Genomic DNA, 18,436 nt, shown 5'->3' on the forward strand with positions numbered 1-18,436 from the left:
TCTACCTCGCAGGCGTGCGGGTGGTGGGCGTCACGGCGGCGCGGGCGGGGATCGAGCCCGTCGTGCCCGGAGTCGCCGTGGGCGCCGCGAGGCCGAGCGCCTCGAGCTTCGCGCCGATCTCGTCGGCCGCGGGCGGACGCTCCGGCAGGTCCTCGAAGCGCGCGAGGTGCTCGACCGTGAACGGCACGATCTCGGGCAGGTGCGCGTCCGCCAGCGCCTCGACCCGGTCGGGCCGGTTGAGGAAGGCCCATTCGGCGCGCAGCACCGCGATCATCTCGCGCTCGCGCGCGATCTCGCGCTCCAGCCGCGTGAGCTCCTCGGTCTGGCGGATGGTCTCGTACTTGATGGAGTAGGCCCAGACGGCCGAGCCGATCAGCCCCGCGATCGCCGCGACGTGCAGGATCTTGATCATCGGCGGGCTCGCGGACGGGCGGGGGCGGGGAGGGTGGCGAGGGTCTCGAGCGCCGAGAGGGGCGCCTGCGCGGGGGCGTCGAGCCGCTCGCCGGCGCGCAGCTTCGCCGAGCGGGCGCGCGGGTTGGCGGAAAGCTCGGCCTCCCCGGGGACGACCGGCCCCTTGGTCGCGAGGCGGAAGCTCGGCTGCGGTGCCTCGCCCGCAGGGAGATGGCGCGAGCCGGCGGGCGTCCGCCCGGCGCGCGCGGCGAGGAACTGCTTGACGATCCGGTCTTCCAGCGAATGGAAGGTGACGACCACGAGCCGCCCGCCGGGCGCGAGCACCCGCTCGGCGGCGTGCAGCGCGCGCACGAGCTCGCCCAGCTCGTCGTTGATGGCGATGCGCAGGGCCTGGAAGGTCCGCGTCGCCGGGTGCGGGCCGTGCGGCTCGGCGCGCACGAAGCGCGAGACGAGGTCGGCGAGCTGCGTCGTCGTCTCGAAGCGCGTCTTCCGGCGCGCCTCGACGATGCCCCGGGCGATCGCTCGGGAGCGGCGCTCCTCGCCGTAGTGGTAGAAGATGTCGGCGAGCGTCGTCTCGTCCGCCTCGTTGACGATGTCCGCCGCGCTGGGGCCGGACTGCTCCATGCGCATGTCGAGGGGGCCCTCGGTGCGGAACGAGAAGCCGCGCTCGGCCTCGTCGAGCTGCATCGAGGAGACGCCGATGTCGAGGACGACGCCGGAGAGGCCGTCGGGCGCGATCTCGGCGGCGATCCGCTCCAGCGCGCCGAAGCGGGTCTCGACCAGGGTCAGGCGCGGCCCATACGCTGCCACGAGCGGGGCGCCGCCGGCGATCGCCGTCGGGTCGCGATCGAGGGCGACGACGTCCGTGCGCGCGTCCGCATCGAGCAGCGCGCGCGTGTAGCCGCCGGCACCGAAGGTACCGTCCAGGATCGTGCCGCCCGCGGCCGGCGCGAGGGCCGCGACCACCTCCGCGAGGAGCACGGGTGCGTGACGGGCCGGTCCGCCAGCGGCTCCGGCCAGGCCGTCGCCGCGGCCCGTCATCGCACTCGTGCTCCCGGAGAACCGTCTCCCGCCGCGGCGTCCCCCGGCCTGGAGGACGACCCGAGCGCGGCCGTTCCGATCGATCGCTTGAGCTCCCGCACCTTCGTACGCGCCTCCTCCAGATGCGCACGAAAACGCTCGGGCTCCCAGATCTGGAACTTGTGGCCCAGGCCCACGAAGCTCACGCTGTCCGCGATCCCCGCATGGGCCTTCACGCTCTCCGTCAGGATGACTCGTCCCTCCGTGTCGACCTTGAGGATCTCGCTCGTCCCGAAGAGCGCCGTCGAAAGCTGGTCGCGCTCGTCCGAATAGGGCGTGAGGCTCGACAGGAACGCGTCGATCTCCTCGAGCAGACGATTGCCCCCCGCATCCAGTGCCGGCGCGTCGAGCGCCGGATGGACGTAGAGCCCCTCGAACCCGTCGCGGGCCAGCACGGCCCGGAACGGCGCCGGGATGGAGACGCGCCCCTTCGCATCCAGCCGATTGGTGAAGTTGGATACGAAGCGGTTCATCGGCCGCCCTGACGCTCCCCGAACCGAACCCGCCGGCAGGTACGCCGCCGGAGCCCGTCCACGAGGGCGCGCGCATACGCTCGGGGCCGCGTGAGCGGCATCCGTGCGGCTGGCGAAGCACCGTGACCGGGATGATTTGGGATACCATGGGCGTGTATGGTCGTCAACGGAAGCGGCACGGGACGAAGCACCCGCAGCCTGTCCTCCGATGAGAGCGCGATAGGGTTAACGAAGTCTCACGCCACGGGGTCCGGCGGGCGTTTTCGCCAGGGGTTGCAAGGGAATGGCCAAGCTCGCCGCGATCCGGGGAGATCGCGTTCGCGGCCTGGACGACGGGAATGGGCCGGATGACATCCCGGCCTCCGGAGGCTAGCCTCGCGTGCAAGGAAGGAAGCCCGAACGATGCCCCGCGCCCTCGTCATCGTCCTCGACTCCGTCGGAATCGGCGGCGCCGAGGACGCGTATGCCTACGGAGACGAGATCTCCGACGCCGGATCGGACACGCTCGGCCACATCGTCGCGGCCTGCCGCGACGGGCGCGGCGACCGCGTCGGCCTGCGGGAGGGACCGCTTCGCGTGCCGAACCTCGCGCGGCTCGGCATCGGCCTCGCGCACGCCGCCTCGACCGGCGACGCCGCGTCGCTGCCCGAGCTCGCGCCGCCGCCCAGCGGGCCGGCCGGCGCCTTCGGCTTCGCGGTGGAGACCTCCGCGGGCAAGGACACGCCGTCGGGCCACTACGAGATCATGGGCTGCCCGGTGCACTTCGCCTGGGGAACGTTCCCACGAACCGAGCCCACCTTCCCCGAGGCGCTGACCGACGCGCTGATCGCCCGGGCGGGGCTCCCGGGGATTCTGGGCGACAAGCACGCCAACGGCATGGCGATCATCGAGGAGCATGCGGCCGAGCACATCCGCACCGGCGCGCCGATCTGCTACACGTCCGCGGATTCCGTCTTCCAGATCGCCGCGCACGAGGAGCATTTCGGGCTCGAGCGCCTCTATGCCGTCTGCGAGATCGCCCGGGAGCTGTGCACCGAGTACAAGGTCGGGCGCGTCATCGCCCGGCCCTTCGTCGGCACCCCGGAGAGCGGCTTCAAGCGCACCGGCAACCGCCGGGACTACGCGCTGCCCCCGCCGGCGGACACGCTCCTCGACGTGCTCGCGCGTGAGCGGCGCGCGCTGGTCTCGGTGGGCAAGATCGGCGACATCTTCGCCCACCGCGCCACCGGCGAGGAGGTGAAGGGCCACGGCAACGCGGCGAATCTCGACGCGGCGCTCGCGGCCCTCGCGCGGCTGCCGGACGGCGGGCTCGTCTTCGCCAACCTCGTCGACTTCGACCAGGAGTTCGGGCATCGCCGCGACGTGCCCGGCTACGCCGCCTGCCTGGAGAACTTCGACGCGCGCGTGCCCGAGATCGAGGCGGCGCTCGCGCCCGGCGATCTGGTGGTGCTCACCGCCGACCACGGCAACGACCCGACCTGGACCGGCACGGACCACACCCGCGAGCACGTGCCCGTGCTCGCCTTCGGGCCGGGGATCGCGTCGCGCGATCTGGGCCGGCGGGAGAGCTTCGCCGACATCGGCGCCGCCGTGGCCCACTGGCTCCGCGTTCCCGGCACGGGCGAGGGGACGCCCTTCGCGCTCTGACCGGCGCGGCCGATCCGAAACATGCGAAGGCCCGGCGCGGTCCCCCGCGCCGGGCCTTCGTTCGTGTCGCTATGCGCGAGGCCGCGGACCCGTCACTCGGCGGGCTGCGGCGCCGGTCGCGCGCCGGGCGTCCCTGCGGAGGCGCCGCCCTGCTTGCGACGGGCCTCCTCGGCCCAGAGCGAGTGGTGCTCGCGCGCCCAGTTGAGGTCGACCTCGCCGGACCCCATGGCGTCGAAGGCGCCCTGCATGCCGACCGAGCCGATGTAGATGTGCCCGACCATGATCGCGACGAGAACGGCGGCCACGACGCCGTGGATGATCTGCACGAGCTGCCAGTCGGCATAGCCGCCGGCGAGATAGGGGAAGAGCAGCAGCACGCCCGTGACGGAGAGCGCCGCGCCGCCGACGATGACGGACCAGAAGATGCCCTTCTGCCCCGCGTTGAACTTCTTCGCCTCCGGGTGGACGCCCTTCTTCAGGAGCCCGCCGCCGGCCTTGAGCCACGCGACGTCCGTGCGGTCGGGGATGTTGTCCTTGATCCACACGGCGAGCATGAACACGAGGCCCGCCATGAACGGCCAAGCGAGGTAGTTGTGCGCGTACTTGCCGAGCTGGGTCGCCGTGGCGAAGGTCTCGGGTCCGAACAGCGGGATCAGCACGTAGCGGCCGAGCACGAGATTGAGCCCCGTCAGCGCCAGGATCAGGAAGGATCCGGCGGTGAGCCAGTGGACGAAGCGCTCGAACGCGTTGAAGCGCAGGATCTTCATGCCCGAGAGGCCGGAATCGATCGTGATCTTGCCGCGCACGGCGTAGAAGGCGACGACGATGGCCAGCATGCCGACGAGCGCGATCGCGGTGATCCAGAACATCGCCCCCTGGTGGAAGGCGCGCCAGTCCTGGCCGCCGGGCTTGATCAGGCCCGTCGCCTTCTGGTCGGGGATCGAGACGCGGCCGGCGATCTCGCCGCCGGGCTGGAGCGCCTGGAGCAGCTGCTCCTCGGTGACCGCGGAGGCGGTGGGGTTGACGGACTGCGCCAGGGTCGGCTCGGGCGCCGCGAGGGCGGCGAGGCCGAGGAGCGCGACCGCCGCCAGCGCGACGCGGCCGGCCTTGGCGATTGAGGTGAGGCTCGCGCGGAGCATGGGACGTTCCTTCCCTAACCTATCGAATACGAGGCGGTCCGGCGGCGGAGCCTCGCCCCGCCGCCTCTGTCGAGCCGCGCCTCAGATCGCGACCGTCTCCTTGTAGGCCGTCTGCCAGCCCCAGGCGCCCGAGCCGTAGCCGCGGGTGACCACGCGCTCGCGGTAGATCTCGGCGATGATCTCACCGTCGCCGGCGAGCAGCGCCTTGGTCGAGCACATCTCCGCGCAGATCGGCAGCTTGCCCTCGGCCAGACGGTTGGCGCCGTACTTCTCGTACTCCGCCATCGTCACGTCCGCCTCGGGCCCGCCCGCGCAGTAGGTGCACTTGTCCATCTTGCCACGCGAGCCGAAATTGCCGACGCGCGGGTATTGCGGCGCGCCGAACGGGCAGGCGTAGAAGCAGTAGCCGCAGCCGATGCACAGGTCCTTGGAGTGCAGCACGACCGCGTCCGCCGTCGTGTAGAAGCAGTCGACCGGGCACACGGCCGCGCAGGGCGCGTCCGTGCAGTGCATGCAGGCCATCGAGATCGAGCGCTCGCCGGGCGTGCCGTCGTTGATGGTGACGACGCGACGGCGGTTGATGCCCCAGGGCACCTCGTGCTCGTTCTTGCAGGCGGTGACGCAGGCGTTGCACTCGATGCACCGGTCCGCGTCGCAGAGGAACTTCATCCGAGCCATTGTCGATATCCTCCGATCACGCGGCCGCGATCTGGCAGAGCGTGACCTTCGTTTCCTGCATGCCGGTCACGGGGTCGTAGCCGTAGGTGGTCACGGTGTTCACGGATTCGCCGAGCACGATCGGGTCCGTGCCCTGCGGGTACTTCGCGCGCTGGTCGACGCCCTGGAACCAGCCGGCGAAGTGGAAGGGCATGAACGCCACACCGCGGCCGACGCGCTCGGTGACGAGCGCCTTGACCCGCGTCCTCGCGCCGCCTTCCGGGCCGGTGACCCAGACGAGCTGCCCTTCCGCGATCCCGCGCTCGGCCGCGTCCGCCGGGTTGATCTCGACGAACATGTCCTGCTGGAGCTCGGCGAGCCACGGATTGGAGCGCGTCTCCTCACCGCCGCCCTCGTACTCGACCAGGCGGCCGGAGGTGAGGATGATCGGGAAGTCGCGCGGGACGTTCTTCTCGATCGCCGTCTTCTGCACCGTGTGGCCGATGTTCGGCACGCGCTGCTGACGGAAGTCGTCGCGGGTCGGGTACTGCGCCACGAGGTCGGGGCGCGCGGTGTAGATCGGCTCGCGATGGACCGGCACCGGGTCGGGCAGGTTCCAGGCCATGGCGCGGGCCTTGCCGTTGCCGAACGGGATCGCGCCGCGCTCGAGGCAGACTCGCTGGATGCCGCCCGAGAGGTCGGTCGACCAGGAGACCGCATCGGCGTTCTCGCCGCCCTGACGCTCGATGCGTGCGCGTTCCGCGGGCGTGAGGTCGCCGTCCCAGCCCAGCGTCTTGAGGACGCCGTAGGTGAACTCGGGATGCCCGTCGGTCAGCTCCGAGCCCATCGGCGCCGAGCCCTCCGCGAGCAGCGTCACGCCCTCGCGCTCCACGCCGAAGCGGGCGCGGAAGGCGCCGCCGCCGTCCTTCACGTGCAGGTTCGTGTTGTAGAGGATGTGCGTGCCGGGATGGCGGATCTCCGGCGTGCCCCAGCACGGCCAGGGCAGTCCGTAATAGTCGCCGCCGACGTCCGCCACGTCCCGCGGCGCACGCAGGGTGACGAGGTCGAAGGCGCCCTGGTTGGCCATGTGCGCCTTGAGCCGCTCGGGAGACTGGCCGCAATAGCCGGTGGACCAGCCGCCGCGGTTGATCTCGGAGAGCACGCTCTCGGGCTGCGGCTCGGGGCCGAACTTGCCATCGACCATCGTGATGTTCTTGAACATCCGGTCGGCGAAGCCGAGCTTCTCGGCGAGCTGGTAGATCACCCAGTAGTCGTTCGCCGATTCGAAGATCGGCTCGACCACCTTCTCGCCCCACTGGATCGAGCGGTTCGAGGCCGTGCGCGAGCCCGAGCACTCGAACTGGGTGCAGATCGGCAGGAGGTAGGTGTTGTCGGTCCGCTCGCCGAGCACCGCGAAGGTGGTCGGGTGCGGGTCGGCGACGACGAGGAGATCGAGGCGCTTCAAGCCCTCGGCCACCTCGGGCATGCGCGTGACGGTGTTGCCGCCGTGGCCGAACACCATCATCGCCTTGATGTTGTCGCGCTGGTCGACCTGCTCGGGGTCCAGCATGACCGCATCGAACCAGCGGGTGGTGGTGATGCCGGGGGTCTCCATGTTGGCCTTGCGGTCGCGCCCCTCGCGGCCGCCCTTGGCGGGCACCTCGTCGAAGCGGGCCTGCAGCCAGTCGTACTCGACCTCCCAGACACGCGCCCAGTGCCGCCAGCCGCCCTCGGCGAGGCCGTAGTAGAGCGGCAGCGAGGTGACGTCGAGGCCCAGATCCGTGGCGCCCTGCACGTTGCAGTGGCCGCGGAAGATGTTCGCGCCCGTGCCCTCGGAGCCGACGTTGCCGGTGGCGAGCAGCAGGTTGCAGTAGGCGCGCACGTTGGCGGTGCCGACCGTCTTCTGCGTCGCGCCCATGCACCAGATCAGCGTGGAGGGCTTCTGCGTCGCGAACATCTCGGCGACGCGCTTCAGTTGCTCGCCCGGCACGCCGGAGACGCGCTCGACCTCCTCCGGCGTCCACTTGGCGACTTCCTTGCGCACCTCGTCCATGCCGTAGACGCGCTGCGCGATGAAGTCCTTGTCCTCCCAGCCGTTCTCGAAGATGTGCCACATCATGCCCCAGATCACCGGGATGTCGGTGCCGGGACGGATGCGGACGTACTCCGTGGCGTGGGCGGCGGTGCGCGTGAAGCGCGGATCGATGACGATCATGTTCGCCTGGTTCTGCTCCTTGCCCGTAAGCACGTGCTGGAGCGAGACCGGGTGCGCCTCCGCGGGATTCCCGCCCATGATGATCATGGTCTTGGAATTGCGGATGTCGTTGTAGGAATTCGTCTGGGCGCCGTAGCCCCAGGTGTTGGCGACGCCGGCCACCGTGGTCGAGTGGCAGATGCGCGCCTGGTGGTCGACCGAGTTCGTGCCCCAGAACGCGGCGAGCTTGCGGTAGAGGTAGGCGCCCTCGTTGGAGAACTTCGCCGAGCCGAGCCAGAACACGCTGTCCGCGCCGGACTGCTCGCGGATCGTGCCGAGCTTCGCCGAGATCTCGGTGAGCGCCTCGTCCCAGGTGGTGCGGACCCATTGCCCGCCGACCATCTTCATCGGGTACTTCAGGCGGCGATCGCCGTGGACCAGCTCGCGGACGGACGCGCCCTTGGCGCAGTGCGTGCCGCGGTTGATCGGGCTCTCCCAGGCCGGCTCCTGGCCGACCCAGACGCCGTTCTGGACTTCCGCGATCACCGTGCAGCCCACCGAGCAGTGGGTGCAGATGTTCTTGCGGGTCTCGACGGCGACGCCCTCGACCATCGGGCCGGCCTCGGCCTTGCGCACCGCGCCCAGAGAGAGCGTCCCCGCAGCGGCGAGCCCGCCGACGGCGAGGCCGGAGCGGCGCAGGAAGGTGCGGCGATCGATCGCCTGGTTGACGAGCCCCGCGACGATGGCGGGATGGCGGGCGCGGCGGGCCTCGCCGGACGTGCCCTGCGTCTTGCGCTTGACGAGCATGGAACCCGCCTCCTCAGTAGCGGTTGGTGCGGTAAAAGGCCTGGACGTGCGCCGTTTCCTGGTAGCGCGCCTTGACCTTCTCGTCGGCGCTCTCGGTCGCCTGTGCCTCGCCGCCGGCGAGGGGCGAGACGACGACCGCCGCCGCGAGGCTGCCGGCTCCGCCGACGGCCCGCAGGAAGCCGCGCCGATCGAGCGCCTCGCGGGCGCTCTCGTCCGTTTGCGTCTTGCGCATTCCCGGTCCTCCACATCGGATCCGTGGGGGGGGCGGACCCGTTTCCCTGGGGCGGTGCGGACCGCCTCCGATCGTCAGCCGGCGCGCCCGCGCACGCGCCCGTCCCGCTCAGTCCCCGATCTCGAAGGCTTCCGCCTCGATCTCGAGGAAGGTCCGGCCCACCACGCCGACGGCCTTGTAGAGCCGCGACGACGGGGCGATCTCCAGATCCGCGAAGAAGCGCGGCGCCCACGGCTTCAGGTGCCGCTCGAAGAAGCCGCGCTCGGCGCTGTCCTCCGCATCGAAGCGACGCCCGGCGAGGCCGGCCATCACGTCGCAGAGGATGGCGATGTGGTCCTCCGGGTCCTTCAGCCCGCCCTCGCGCTCGAGACCGAGCGACTTCAGGTCGGCGCGCACCGCGGCGAGCGGCCGCTCGTGCAGGAAGCCCGTGAGATAGAAGGAGGCGTAGGGCAGCAGCTCGCCGCGCCCCAGCCCGACGAAGAGATCGAAATACTCGCGGCTCGCAGCCTCGGGCGTGATCCGCGCCGCCGCATCGGCGAGCGCCAGATGCGCCATCCCGAGCGGGCTCGAATCACCCTTGAGGCCGCGCAGCGCCTCCAGAGTCTGCGCGGTGGGAGCCTTGCCGAGCAGGTGGGCGAGGAGGTCGTACTCGCGGCCGCGCAGGAGATCGATCTCGTCGACCGCGCCCTCGGGCTCGTCGCCCTCACCCCCCTGCGGGTAGAGATCCGGGCGCAGCAGCGAGCGCGAGACGCCCGTGGCGGTCTCGACCGCGAGCACGCGCTCGGCCGGGATGCGGCTCCAGTTCGAGACGGAGGGCTGCGAGATGCCGAGCGTGCGCGCGAGTGCGCCGACGCCGCCCGCGGCGCGGATCGCCAGATCGAGCCCTTCGTCCCGCATGCGCTTCCCCAGTCCGTCTTCTCGTCCTGCCGCCTTCTCGGGACGGCCTCCTTCGAACGGTTCCATAGTACGTGGCTATAGTTCCTCGGCAAGCTTCTTTTGAACGACTTTAGACGGGGGTCGCGCCGCCGTGACGGCGCGGGCGCGGGCGGGTTTCCGCAGCGTTCCGACGCGGCGGAGCCGGCACAGGGTCCGCAGCCGGCTCGCGAAACTCAAGCGCGGCCGTGCTTTCCGTCGGAGGCGCCGTGTACCCGGTCGGGACCTCCGCGGATTCCGTGTGATTTGTGTCCCTATTGTGTTGCGCATTCTGCTCAGGCGGTGTTGGCATCTCGCGCATGTCGGCGGAGGGCTCCGCGGGCGGGTGCGGCGCCTCGGCGACGTCCTGCTCGCGCCTGCCGAACAGCCGATCCGCCAGGGCCTTCGCGTCGAAGCCCGGCCCGAGCGGCCCGTCTCCGGGGACGCCGCCGGGGACGTTCCAGTCGTACGCGTACTCGCGGGCGGGATCGAGATAGTCTCGCACCGCGGGGTTCGTCGCCCAGGCGCGGCGTAGCGCGGCGTTCTTCAGGGCGGCGGGGACGCCCTTGCGCAGGAAGCCGGTGATGTCGGTCGTCGCGTCGATCGTCTCGACCGGGGGAAGGGCTGCGAGCTCCTCCTCGGAGAGGGTCGGCTCCAGCTCCGGCTCGGGGGCGTGCGCGGGGAGGGCGGCGTCCGCCTGCGGCTCCTGCGCCGGCTCGCGAAGCTCCTCCCGCTTTCGGCGCGACCAGCGCGAGAGGAAGCCCTCCCCGCTCACCGCCCGTCCTCCTCGTCCGGATCGAGGCCGAGCACGCGGGGTGCCCGGCGGGCGAGCGCGTTCGGGTCGGCGGGCTTGCGCTTGCGCTTGTAGAACTCCCGCTCGACGTGGAACGCGGCCACGAAGGCCGCCACGAGCGCTTCCACCTCGGCCGGCATCGGCAGCGCCTCGAGCAGGAGCGCCTCGTCGCCGGCGAGCGCCTCGCCCTCGTAGGGGTCGACGCTGACCGCGGCGACGCCGAGCCGCTCGCCGTCGCGCCGCAGCGCCACCCAGACCGACGGGCGGCCCGAGCCGAGATTGTCGCGATAGTGCGCCGTCTCGCCGGGGTGCAGATCGAGCGTGGCGGGCCCCACGTACCAGGTCTCCTGCGTCCCCTGCGAGGCGAGCCGCGTCCAGGGCGCGGTCTCCGGCGCGGTGGGCAGCACGGCCGAGGGCGCCCAGGACACGGGCGCCCAGCGATTGCCGGTCTCACGTCGCCGCGCGACGATGCCGAGGGTGAGGTGGGTCATGACGTTCTCCCCACCAGCGGCAGCCCCGTCACCAGGTTCTGCGGCTTCACCCGCACCACCTTGTCGTCGCTCATGGCGAGGATCAGCCAGACCGGCGCGCCCTTCACCCGCGGCTCGACGGACGCGTCGTTGCCCAGATCGAGGCGCAGCAGGCACAGGATGCGCGCGTGGTCGTCGTATCCCACCGGCTCGCCGCGCCAGAGGCGGTTGCCGATGGCGGTCGCTTCCGCATCGAGGCCGACGAACCAGCGCCAGGAGGGGTCCTCGATCCGCTCGACCGGCGTCACCGTGCAGGACACGCCGTGCATGTGCGACACGAAGGCCTCGATCGCCCGTGCGAGGCCCGCGCGGGCCTTGGGCGCGGAGCCGAGGGGGAGCGCCATCGTGTGGGCGTCCGAGCGGCTCCAGTAGGTCCAGGAATTGCCGTCGTCGAGGACGTCGAGCTCGTCGGCCATGGACTTGCCGAGCATGCCGACGAGGGGCGAGACCGGCGCCTTGCCCTCGAATTCCTCGATCAGCTCGAGATCGGCCAGCAGCGTCGCGCCCTCCCAGGTCGAGACCCTCTGCGGGCGGAAGAACAGCTCGGCGGCGCGCAGGGTGTAGGGGTCGCCGCAGCCGTCGAGCGCGTTGCGCAGGACGAGGTGCACCATCTGCGACAGGAAGAGCGGCGGCACCGCCGCGCCCGCGCGCACGATGCCGGCATACGCCGCCTCCACCGTGCCCGCCGCGACGAGCCGGTCGCGGAAGCCGGCGAGGAACTCCCAGTTCTCCCGTGCGTCCGCGTCGGCGAGCGCCGCGATCTCCGCGGGCGCGATCGGCCGGCGCGGCTCGCGCATCAGCGCGGCGTGGAGCGCCCGCTCGGCGTCGCAGGCCTCCTCCGGCGGCAGGATCTCGGGGCGCGCGAGATAGGCGAGCAGCAGCTCGTCCGTCACCGCCAACGCGCCCTCCGGCGTGCGCCGGGTGAGGTGGTGGCCGCTCGAGACCCAGAACTCCCTCATGGCGCGCGGCCCTTCATCATGTCCACGAGATCCACGCGTTCGTCCGGCGCGTCCTCGTCCTCGCTCTCGACGACGATGAACGCCTTGGCGTGGCTGTGCAGCCGGTCGGCGCCGGGCGCGCCAGCGTCGCGATGGCGCAGGGTGCGGAACTGCTCGACGAGCCGGCCGTCTCGGATCGTCCGATGCAGCGCGATGAGCGTGCCCTCGGCGTGCTCCTCGCACAACGAGGCGGCGTAGGCGATCTCCTCCGCCGCCGCGGCGCGGGCGTGCTCGAGGCTCGGCGCGGCGAAGCGCACGGCGATCTGCCGCGCGAGCGCCTCGACCGCCTCGCCGTGCTCCTGCGGCGTGGCGGCGACGACCGTCACCAGCGTGGAGAAGCCGAGCGCCTCGACGTCGGCGAAGCCTGCGCGGAAGGCGGCGCGCTCCTTGCCCGTCATCGTCTCCGGGTCGGCGTCGAGGAACAGGAACGAGCCCGTCACGGCGAAGCGCCCCGGCTCCGCCGGCGTGGCGAAGACGAAGGTGTCGGACGGATCGAGTCGGATGGTGCGCGGCAGCTTCACGGGCGCGGCCCCATCAGTCGAGGTCCCTTCCGGCTCGGGTCGTACCAGGCGCAAGCGGCGAGGCCCGGCAGGAGCGGCCGGCGCTCGGCGCCGCCGACGCCGTGCCGATGGACGAGGAGATCGCCGTTGCCGTCGATCCCGCGCCGCTCGCCCGCCTTCTCCTTCTTCAGCCGCGCGAGATACGGGTCCGCCACCTTGCGGAAGCCGCGGTTCGTCCAGGCGTCGACGTGCAGCATGAGGTGGCGTGCGAAGCTGCCCATCAGGGCGTGGGGATCGGCGAAGCCCTCCTCCTCGAGCGAGGTCGAATCGGGGGCGAGCCCGGCCTCGCCGACCATCAGCCGCGCCGCGATGAGCTGCGCACCGAACACGAGCCAGGCCGGCTCCTCGTCCTCCGCGCACTCATCCGGCCACGCGAGCCGGCCGCCGCCGATCAGCGCACCGTCGTAGAGGATCGTGTCCGGCCAGACGAACTCCACCGCCTTCTCCGGCGGGCAATGCGCCGCGATGGCGTCGGCGAGCGCGGCCATGCCCGCGAAGACGGCGCGCCGCGCCGAGGCGAGGGGCTCCTCGGGCTCGAGCACGACGGCGAATTCCACGAGATCGTAGCGACCGACATGCACGAACGTGCCCGCGCCGGCCTCGGCCTCGGCCGCGATCGCGCTGGCGTGGGCGAAGGCGTCGCCCGATTCGCGCAGGCGCACGGGGGTGAACAGGGGGGGAAGGTCGAGCCCGGGGGCGGCTGCGACCATGTGGGACGACGGCACGCGGCGTTTCCTCGTCTGGGCGGCTATCCAGCGCCCTTCCTTGGGTCTATTCCAATATAAACCGTTTTGGGGCAAGAGCATCGCACCACGCTCCCGAAGGTCCGCAGCGTCATGTCACAGCCCGATCGCATCGTCTTCGCCTGCTCCTGCGAGCGCACCATGCCGCTCGACGCCGACGCCCTCGCCAAGGGCGTAGAGGCGGGGTGCGGCGGGCGGCTCGAGACGGCGACGCAGCTCTGCCGTGCCGAGATCGGGCGCCTCGAGGCCGCCCTCGCGACCGGCGCGCCGGTGACGATCGGCTGCACCCAGGAGGAGGCCGCCTTCGCCGAGGCCGCCGAGGCGGCGGGCGACGCCGCGGCCTACGCGCTCGCCAACGTCCGCGAAACCGGCGGCTGGTCCGCCGACGCGGCCGCCGCCGGGCCGAAGATGGCCGCGCTCCTCGCCATGGCGAGCGTGCCGATGGCCGACGCCGCCCTCGTCACGCTGGAGAGCGAGGGCGTCGCCCTGGTGCTCGGCCGCGACGAGGTCGCGATCGAGGCGGCCCGGCGCCTCGCCGACCACCTCGACGTCACCGTGCTGCTCGAGCGACCCGGCGCGATCGCGCCCCCTCGGAGGGCGGACTTCCCCGTCCTGAAGGGGCGCGTGCGCAACGCCACGGGCCATCTCGGCGCCTTCGAGCTCACGATCGACGACTATGCCGCGCCCTCGCCGGCCTCGCGCGCGAGCCTCGTCTTCGGGCCGGCGCGCGACGGCGCGACGTCCGCCTGCGACGTCGTGGTCGACCTCACCGGCGGGACGCCGCTCTTCCCCGCCCACGACCTGCGCCCGGGCTACCTGCGCGCCGACCCGCGCGACCCGGTCGCCGTCGAGCGCGTCCTGTTCGAGGCGGCCAACCTCGTCGGCACCTTCGACAAGCCGCGCTACGTCAACTTCGACGCGGGCCTGTGCGCGCATTCCCGCTCGAAGATCGTCGGCTGCACGCGCTGCCTCGACCTGTGCCCGACCGGCGCGATCACGCCCGCCGGCGATCACGTCGCGATCGACCCGGCGGTGTGCGCCGGCTGCGGGCAGTGCGCCGCCGCCTGCCCGACGGGCGCGGCCTCCTACGCGCTCCCCGGCGCCGGCGACCTCGTGGCGCGGCTGCGGGTGATGATGCGCGCCTATCGCGAGGCGGGCGGGGCGGACGCCGTGGTGCTCTTCCACGACGCCGAGCACGGCGAGCCCTTGATCGACGCGCTCGCCCGTTTCGGCGACGGCCTGCCCGCGCGCGTGATCCCCGTCGCGGTCAACGAGATCACCCAGATCGGGCCGGAGACGCTCGCGGCGCTCTTCGCCTACGGCGCGGCGGGCGTGCTGTTACTGGCGCGGGCGAAGCCCAAGCACCCGCTCGACGGGCTCGCGCGCACGGTGGAGACGGTGAGCACGATCCTGACGGCGCTCGGCTTCGGCGAGACCCCCGTCGCCGTGATCGAGACCGACGATCCGGACGCGCTCGGCGCGGCCGTGCGCGAGGCGGCGCAGGCCCGCGCCGGGACGGGCGCGGCGGTGCCGGCCTCGTTCCTCGCCCAGCCGAAGAAGCGCCAGCTGCTCGAGATCGCCTTCCGCGAGCTCCACCGCGTCGCGCCGGCCCCGGTGCCGGTGGTGCCACTCGCGGCGGGCGCGCCCTTCGGCGGGATCGTGGTCGACGTCGAGGGCTGCACGCTCTGCCTCTCCTGCGTCTCCGCCTGCCCGGCGGACGCGCTCTCCGACAATGCCGAGCGCCCGATGCTGCGCTTCACCGAGAGCCTGTGCGTGCAGTGCGGCCTGTGCGCCGCGACCTGCCCTGAGGGCGTGATCACGCTCGAGCCCCGCCTCGACTTCGCCGCCTGGGACGCGCCCAAGCGCGTGATCAAGGAGGAGGAGCCCTTCTGTTGCGTGGAATGCGGCAAGGCCTTCGGGACGCGCTCCACGATCGAGCGCGTGATGGAGAAGCTCGGCGGGCGCCATTGGATGTTCGCCGGCGAGGACGGCGAGCGCCGCCTGCGCGTCCTGCAGATGTGCGAGGATTGCCGCGTGCAGGCGGTCGTGAACGAGAGCTTCGACCCGCACGCGACCGAGCGCCCCCGCCCGCGCACGAGCGAGGACTACATCCGCGAGCGCGGCAAGCCCTCCTGACGGCGCCCGCGGAGACGGCCGCGTCCCATCGGGAGGCGCGGCTCAGATCATCGCGGGCGCGACGTCGTTGATGAGGAAGCTGCGCAGGAAGAAGAGGATCAGCAGGAGCACGATCGGCGAGATGTCGATGCCGCCGAGGTTGGGCAGGATGCTCCGGATCGGCCGCAGCAGCGGCTCGGTCAGCCGGCTCAGCACGTCGTAGATCGTGCGCACGACGTCGTTGTTCATGTTGACGACGCCGAAGGCGATCAGCCAGCTGAGGATCGCCGACCCGATGATCAACCACGTCAAGAGGCCGAGTATCAGGTCGATCGTTTGGAAGAGCGCGATCATGAGGTCGTCCTGGCTACGGGTCCCGCGGCCCGCCGCGGACCGCCGCGCTTCGTTTAGCGGGCTTCGCCGCGCGAAACAATGCGCGAAGCGACCCGGCGTCGCGACCCTCGGGCGAGGGACGGCGAGCCGGGCTGCGACCCGCGCGAATCGCGTTGACAGCGGCGGCGGACCCCTCTATCAACCGCCCACCCGGACGGCGGCGCCCCCAAGCGCCGCCCTCGACGTCCGGCCCGACCGGTCGGGGCTGTAGCTCAGTTGGGAGAGCGCTGCAATCGCACTGCAGAGGTCAGGGGTTCGAATCCCCTCAGCTCCACCAACGTCTTCTTCTCCATAATCGGCAGACGCCCACCTCAATACCACGACGCCGGCACGGGGAAGACCGACGGCGCCGGGGTCGCGCGGGCGATGGCGAGGGCGAAGTCGTTGCTCCAGTCGGTGAGCGGCGCCGCTCCGGCGAGGTCGGTGGGCGTGACGAGCTCGGGCACGAGCCGGCGGGGCGCGCGGGCGAAGAGATCGCTCGGGTAGTCCGCCAGCGCGAGCGTCGGCGCGGAGCGCGCCGCCGGGCCGGCGAGCACGATCCGGTTGAGCCGGCCGGCCGCCCCGCGCGCGTCCTCGTAGACGGCGAGCGGGCCGCCCGTCGCCGCCGCGATCGCCGCCAGGAGCCGGCGCGTCGGCCGGGTGTCGAGGGGCGGCACCACCGCGTTGACGACGAGGGCGCCGGAGGGCGCGAGGCACGCGTCCGCCGCGGCGAAGGTCTCGCGGGTGACGAGGTGCTCCGGGATCTCGAGCCCCGAGAACACGTCGATGAAGATCGCGTCGAAGGGCCTTTCGCAGTCCTCCAGGAAGAGGCGTGCGTCGGCGATGCGCAGGTCGATCTCCGGCGCGAGGCCGAACCAGCGCCGGGCGACGTCCGCCGCGGCCGGGTTGACGTCGACCGCGGTGACCGCGAACCCCGCCCGGGCGAGGTCGCTCGCGATCACCCCGCCGGCGAGGCCGAGCACGAGCACGCGTCCCCCGGGCGGTGTGGTCTGCGCGATCAGCGCCTGCGCGATCGCGGCATAGAGCAGCGGCGTGCCGGGCAGGTCGCGGCCCGCCGCGCTCTGGACCTGGTTCTCCTCGAGATAGAGCCGCACCGCGCCGTCGCGGCTTGGCCGGGTCACGTCGGCGACGATGACGGTCGCGTGCGCGCTGCGCTCGGTCGCCACGTGCGTCACTCGATAGGGGCCGAATGCGACCGCGGCCGGCGCCGCGAGGAGCGCGGCGCCCGCGAGCGCGATCGCCGCGAGGGCGCCGGGAAGCAGGATCGCGACCGCCCGCAGCTCGCCGAGACGGTGCGCCGCCACGAGAGCGACGGCGACGAGCGCGCCCGCGAGCACGGCGAGCGTCGCCGGCGGGGCCATGAAGGGCAGGAGCGCGAAGGCCGCGAGGAAGACTCCGGCGACCGAGCCCACGGTGCTGATGGCGAAGACCTCGCCCGCACCCGAATCGCCGGAGCCGGTCGAGAGCAGCGCGATCGCGAGCGGCCCCATGGCGCTGAGCAGCACGAGCGTCGGCGCGAGCACCACCACCACGCCGACGAAGGCGCCCGTGAGCGCGCCGCCCACGGCGAGCTGCGGCAGCAGCATCGGCGCGAGCGCGCCGGTGAGCCCGAGCACGATCGCCGCGAGCGCCGGGATGCGCGCGAAGCGCCGCGCGGGCGCGTCCGCCGACCAGCGCGAGCCGAGATGGTAGCCGAGCGCCAGCGCGAGGAGGGTCACCGAAAGGATCGCGGTCCAGACGACGAGCCCGCCGCCGACGTAGGGCGTGAGCAGCCGCGACGCGATCAGCTCGAGCGCGAGCGTCGCCGCGCCGGTGACGAGGAGCGCGGCGTGGACGACGAGGCGGAGGGAGCGGGCGGGGGCGTCGGGCACGCGCCGTCCTAGCGCGACGAGGCGCGGGGGTCCAGCGGCGCCGCCGGTGCCCGCGGCCCGCGCTGGCATGGTTTCTGAAACGTGAACGGCGCGCACGGCTTTCGAGCGACCCGTCGTCCCGGAGCGGGACGATCGTGATCAGGCAGGAGCACCGTCATGATGTTCGCGTCCGCGTCCCCCCTCGGCCAGACGTCCCGCGGCGGCACGCGCCATCGGCCGGAGACGTCCGCGATCCCCCGCGTCGAGGTCGGCGGCTTCGGCATCGAGCTGCGCGGCCCCCTCGATCTCGACGCGATCACCGCACCCTGGACGGCGCTGGCGCGCCGGGCGCTGGTGCCGAGCCCCTTCGCGGAGCACGCGCTGCTGGCGGCGGCGGCGCGGCATCTGCCGGAAGGCCGCCACCTTCAGACGCTGCTCGTCTGGAGCGGTGCGCGCCTCGTCGGCGTCGCGCCGGTGACGGGCGCGCGCAGCCCGCTCGGCGCGAAGCGGCTCGTGCCCTGGCGGGTCGACCTCCTGCCGGCCGCGACCCCGCTCCTCGATGCCGAGGCCGCCGGGCCGGTGCTCGACGCGATGCTGCGGTTCTCGCGCGGGCGCGGCACGCCGCTCGTCCTCGCGGACGCGCCGGTGGGCTCGGCGCTCGCCCATCTGATGCGCGGCGCCGGCCTCGAGCCGACCGCCCTCGCACCGCCCCGGACGCTCGAGCCCGGGCCCGAGCCGACGGTCGTCCCCTTCACCGGCCTCTCGGCCGATCTCGCCTTCGACACCGCCCGTACGGCCACGGAGGTGCGCGACGCCGTCGAGGTCTTCCTCGCGCTCGAGGTCGAGGCCGCGGCCGTGCAGCGCCGGCTCGCGCTCGTCCAGGACCCGGGCCACGCCAACCT

Annotated in this window: 18 protein-coding genes and 1 tRNA gene; 4 read left to right on the forward strand and 15 right to left on the reverse strand. The window is 72.6% G+C overall.

Annotation, left to right across the window (positions count from 1 at the left end; translation table 11 throughout):
- Position 1: 1 nt before the first annotated feature.
- Genes ftsL through mraZ form a run of 3 tightly spaced genes read right to left on the reverse strand, consistent with a single transcriptional unit; the run spans position 2 to position 1,964 of the window.
- Entirely contained in the window at positions 2 to 412 is a 411-nt protein-coding gene (ftsL, locus tag ACTZWW_RS15450) for a cell division protein FtsL (protein WP_444781864.1), read from the reverse strand.
- The gene (rsmH, locus tag ACTZWW_RS15455; RefSeq protein WP_444781865.1) at positions 409 to 1,452 is read right to left on the reverse strand and encodes a 16S rRNA (cytosine(1402)-N(4))-methyltransferase RsmH; all 1,044 of its coding nucleotides are present in this window, start codon (positions 1,450 to 1,452) and stop codon (positions 409 to 411) included. Before rsmH ends, ftsL begins: the two co-directional genes overlap by 4 nt.
- Positions 1,449 to 1,964 (reverse strand): division/cell wall cluster transcriptional repressor MraZ, encoded by a 516-nt coding sequence (gene mraZ / locus ACTZWW_RS15460; RefSeq protein ID WP_444781866.1) that lies wholly within the window; start codon positions 1,962 to 1,964, stop codon positions 1,449 to 1,451. Before mraZ ends, rsmH begins: the two co-directional genes overlap by 4 nt.
- Before the next feature lie 402 nt (positions 1,965 to 2,366).
- Here mraZ and ACTZWW_RS15465 point away from each other — a divergent pair, with 402 nt between their 5' ends.
- The gene (locus ACTZWW_RS15465) at positions 2,367 to 3,611 is read left to right on the forward strand and encodes a phosphopentomutase (RefSeq protein WP_444781867.1); all 1,245 of its coding nucleotides are present in this window, start codon (positions 2,367 to 2,369) and stop codon (positions 3,609 to 3,611) included.
- A gap of 92 nt (positions 3,612 to 3,703) precedes the next feature.
- Here the strand turns inward: ACTZWW_RS15465 and ACTZWW_RS15470 are convergent, their stop codons facing one another.
- The 10 genes from ACTZWW_RS15470 to ACTZWW_RS15515 all read right to left on the reverse strand — a co-directional run bounded on the left by ACTZWW_RS15470 (position 3,704) and on the right by ACTZWW_RS15515 (position 13,158).
- The gene (locus ACTZWW_RS15470; protein WP_444781868.1) at positions 3,704 to 4,750 is read right to left on the reverse strand and encodes a formate dehydrogenase subunit gamma; all 1,047 of its coding nucleotides are present in this window, start codon (positions 4,748 to 4,750) and stop codon (positions 3,704 to 3,706) included.
- An 81-nt stretch (positions 4,751 to 4,831) separates the two neighbouring features.
- On the reverse strand, positions 4,832 to 5,428 hold the full coding sequence (fdh3B, locus tag ACTZWW_RS15475) for a formate dehydrogenase FDH3 subunit beta (RefSeq protein ID WP_188914589.1): 597 nt from the start codon (positions 5,426 to 5,428) through the stop codon (positions 4,832 to 4,834).
- A gap of 16 nt (positions 5,429 to 5,444) precedes the next feature.
- On the reverse strand, positions 5,445 to 8,408 hold the full coding sequence (locus tag ACTZWW_RS15480; protein ID WP_444781869.1) for a formate dehydrogenase subunit alpha: 2,964 nt from the start codon (positions 8,406 to 8,408) through the stop codon (positions 5,445 to 5,447).
- 13 nt (positions 8,409 to 8,421) lie between these two features.
- A complete protein-coding gene (locus ACTZWW_RS15485) occupies positions 8,422 to 8,640 on the reverse strand; it encodes a twin-arginine translocation signal domain-containing protein (protein WP_444781870.1) in 219 nt (72 codons plus the stop codon).
- Positions 8,641 to 8,748: 108 nt separating this feature from the next.
- Positions 8,749 to 9,537 (reverse strand): Cro/CI family transcriptional regulator, encoded by a 789-nt coding sequence (locus ACTZWW_RS15490; RefSeq protein ID WP_444781871.1) that lies wholly within the window; start codon positions 9,535 to 9,537, stop codon positions 8,749 to 8,751.
- A gap of 109 nt (positions 9,538 to 9,646) precedes the next feature.
- Positions 9,647 to 10,327, reverse strand: coding sequence for a DUF3306 domain-containing protein (locus ACTZWW_RS15495; protein WP_444781872.1), 681 nt, complete (start codon positions 10,325 to 10,327; stop codon positions 9,647 to 9,649).
- Positions 10,324 to 10,836: a DUF3305 domain-containing protein gene (locus ACTZWW_RS15500; RefSeq protein ID WP_444781873.1), complete on the reverse strand. Its 513-nt coding sequence runs from the start codon at positions 10,834 to 10,836 to the stop codon at positions 10,324 to 10,326. Before ACTZWW_RS15500 ends, ACTZWW_RS15495 begins: the two co-directional genes overlap by 4 nt.
- Positions 10,833 to 11,834, reverse strand: a complete 1,002-nt coding sequence (locus ACTZWW_RS15505) for a DUF6352 family protein (RefSeq protein ID WP_444781874.1) — start codon at positions 11,832 to 11,834, stop codon at positions 10,833 to 10,835. Before ACTZWW_RS15505 ends, ACTZWW_RS15500 begins: the two co-directional genes overlap by 4 nt.
- Positions 11,831 to 12,394, reverse strand: a complete 564-nt coding sequence (locus ACTZWW_RS15510) for a DUF6505 family protein (RefSeq protein WP_444781875.1) — start codon at positions 12,392 to 12,394, stop codon at positions 11,831 to 11,833. The genes ACTZWW_RS15505 and ACTZWW_RS15510 overlap by 4 nt, the downstream gene beginning before the upstream one ends.
- Positions 12,391 to 13,158 carry a biotin/lipoate--protein ligase family protein gene (locus ACTZWW_RS15515; RefSeq protein WP_444781876.1) on the reverse strand — a complete coding sequence of 256 codons (768 nt, stop codon included), beginning with the start codon at positions 13,156 to 13,158 and terminating at the stop codon, positions 12,391 to 12,393. The genes ACTZWW_RS15510 and ACTZWW_RS15515 overlap by 4 nt, the downstream gene beginning before the upstream one ends.
- Before the next feature lie 111 nt (positions 13,159 to 13,269).
- Here ACTZWW_RS15515 and ACTZWW_RS15520 point away from each other — a divergent pair, with 111 nt between their 5' ends.
- A complete protein-coding gene (locus tag ACTZWW_RS15520; protein ID WP_444781877.1) occupies positions 13,270 to 15,312 on the forward strand; it encodes a 4Fe-4S binding protein in 2,043 nt (680 codons plus the stop codon).
- Between the two features lie 42 nt (positions 15,313 to 15,354).
- On the opposite strand, the gene ACTZWW_RS15525 is transcribed toward ACTZWW_RS15520, so the two are convergent.
- On the reverse strand, positions 15,355 to 15,645 hold the full coding sequence (locus tag ACTZWW_RS15525) for a YggT family protein (protein WP_444781878.1): 291 nt from the start codon (positions 15,643 to 15,645) through the stop codon (positions 15,355 to 15,357).
- Positions 15,646 to 15,885: 240 nt separating this feature from the next.
- Between ACTZWW_RS15525 and ACTZWW_RS15530 the strand changes: the two genes are divergently transcribed.
- Positions 15,886 to 15,961, forward strand: a tRNA-Ala gene (locus ACTZWW_RS15530).
- 34 nt (positions 15,962 to 15,995) lie between these two features.
- Here the strand turns inward: ACTZWW_RS15530 and ACTZWW_RS15535 are convergent.
- Positions 15,996 to 17,555 (reverse strand): fused MFS/spermidine synthase, encoded by a 1,560-nt coding sequence (locus ACTZWW_RS15535; protein WP_444781879.1) that lies wholly within the window; start codon positions 17,553 to 17,555, stop codon positions 15,996 to 15,998.
- A gap of 156 nt (positions 17,556 to 17,711) precedes the next feature.
- Here ACTZWW_RS15535 and ACTZWW_RS15540 point away from each other — a divergent pair.
- Positions 17,712 to 18,436 (forward strand): GNAT family N-acetyltransferase (locus ACTZWW_RS15540; protein ID WP_458575409.1); only part of this gene is annotated, 725 nt, incomplete at its 3' end.

Origin of the sequence: Salinarimonas sp. NSM, from assembly GCF_052380005.1 — a bacterium.
Lineage (GTDB): Bacteria > Pseudomonadota > Alphaproteobacteria > Rhizobiales > Beijerinckiaceae > Salinarimonas.

Bases quoted from the DNA above. Each gene is read 5' to 3' on its own strand.
- rsmH (WP_444781865.1), bottom strand. From the start codon at position 1,452: ATGACGGGCCGCGGCGACGGCCTGGCCGGAGCCGCTGGCGGACCGGCC.
- ACTZWW_RS15480 (WP_444781869.1), bottom strand. From the start codon at position 8,408: ATGCTCGTCAAGCGCAAGACGCAGGGCACGTCCGGCGAGGCCCGCCGC.
- ACTZWW_RS15490 (WP_444781871.1), bottom strand. From the start codon at position 9,537: ATGCGGGACGAAGGGCTCGATCTGGCGATCCGCGCCGCGGGCGGCGTC.
- ftsL (WP_444781864.1), bottom strand. From the start codon at position 412: ATGATCAAGATCCTGCACGTCGCGGCGATCGCGGGGCTGATCGGCTCG.
- mraZ (WP_444781866.1), bottom strand. From the start codon at position 1,964: ATGAACCGCTTCGTATCCAACTTCACCAATCGGCTGGATGCGAAGGGG.
- ACTZWW_RS15470 (WP_444781868.1), bottom strand. From the start codon at position 4,750: ATGCTCCGCGCGAGCCTCACCTCAATCGCCAAGGCCGGCCGCGTCGCG.
- ACTZWW_RS15505 (WP_444781874.1), bottom strand. From the start codon at position 11,834: ATGAGGGAGTTCTGGGTCTCGAGCGGCCACCACCTCACCCGGCGCACG.
- ACTZWW_RS15525 (WP_444781878.1), bottom strand. From the start codon at position 15,645: ATGATCGCGCTCTTCCAAACGATCGACCTGATACTCGGCCTCTTGACG.
- ACTZWW_RS15500 (WP_444781873.1), bottom strand. From the start codon at position 10,836: ATGACCCACCTCACCCTCGGCATCGTCGCGCGGCGACGTGAGACCGGC.
- ACTZWW_RS15465 (WP_444781867.1), top strand. From the start codon at position 2,367: ATGCCCCGCGCCCTCGTCATCGTCCTCGACTCCGTCGGAATCGGCGGC.
- ACTZWW_RS15485 (WP_444781870.1), bottom strand. From the start codon at position 8,640: ATGCGCAAGACGCAAACGGACGAGAGCGCCCGCGAGGCGCTCGATCGG.
- ACTZWW_RS15520 (WP_444781877.1), top strand. From the start codon at position 13,270: ATGTCACAGCCCGATCGCATCGTCTTCGCCTGCTCCTGCGAGCGCACC.
- fdh3B (WP_188914589.1), bottom strand. From the start codon at position 5,428: ATGGCTCGGATGAAGTTCCTCTGCGACGCGGACCGGTGCATCGAGTGC.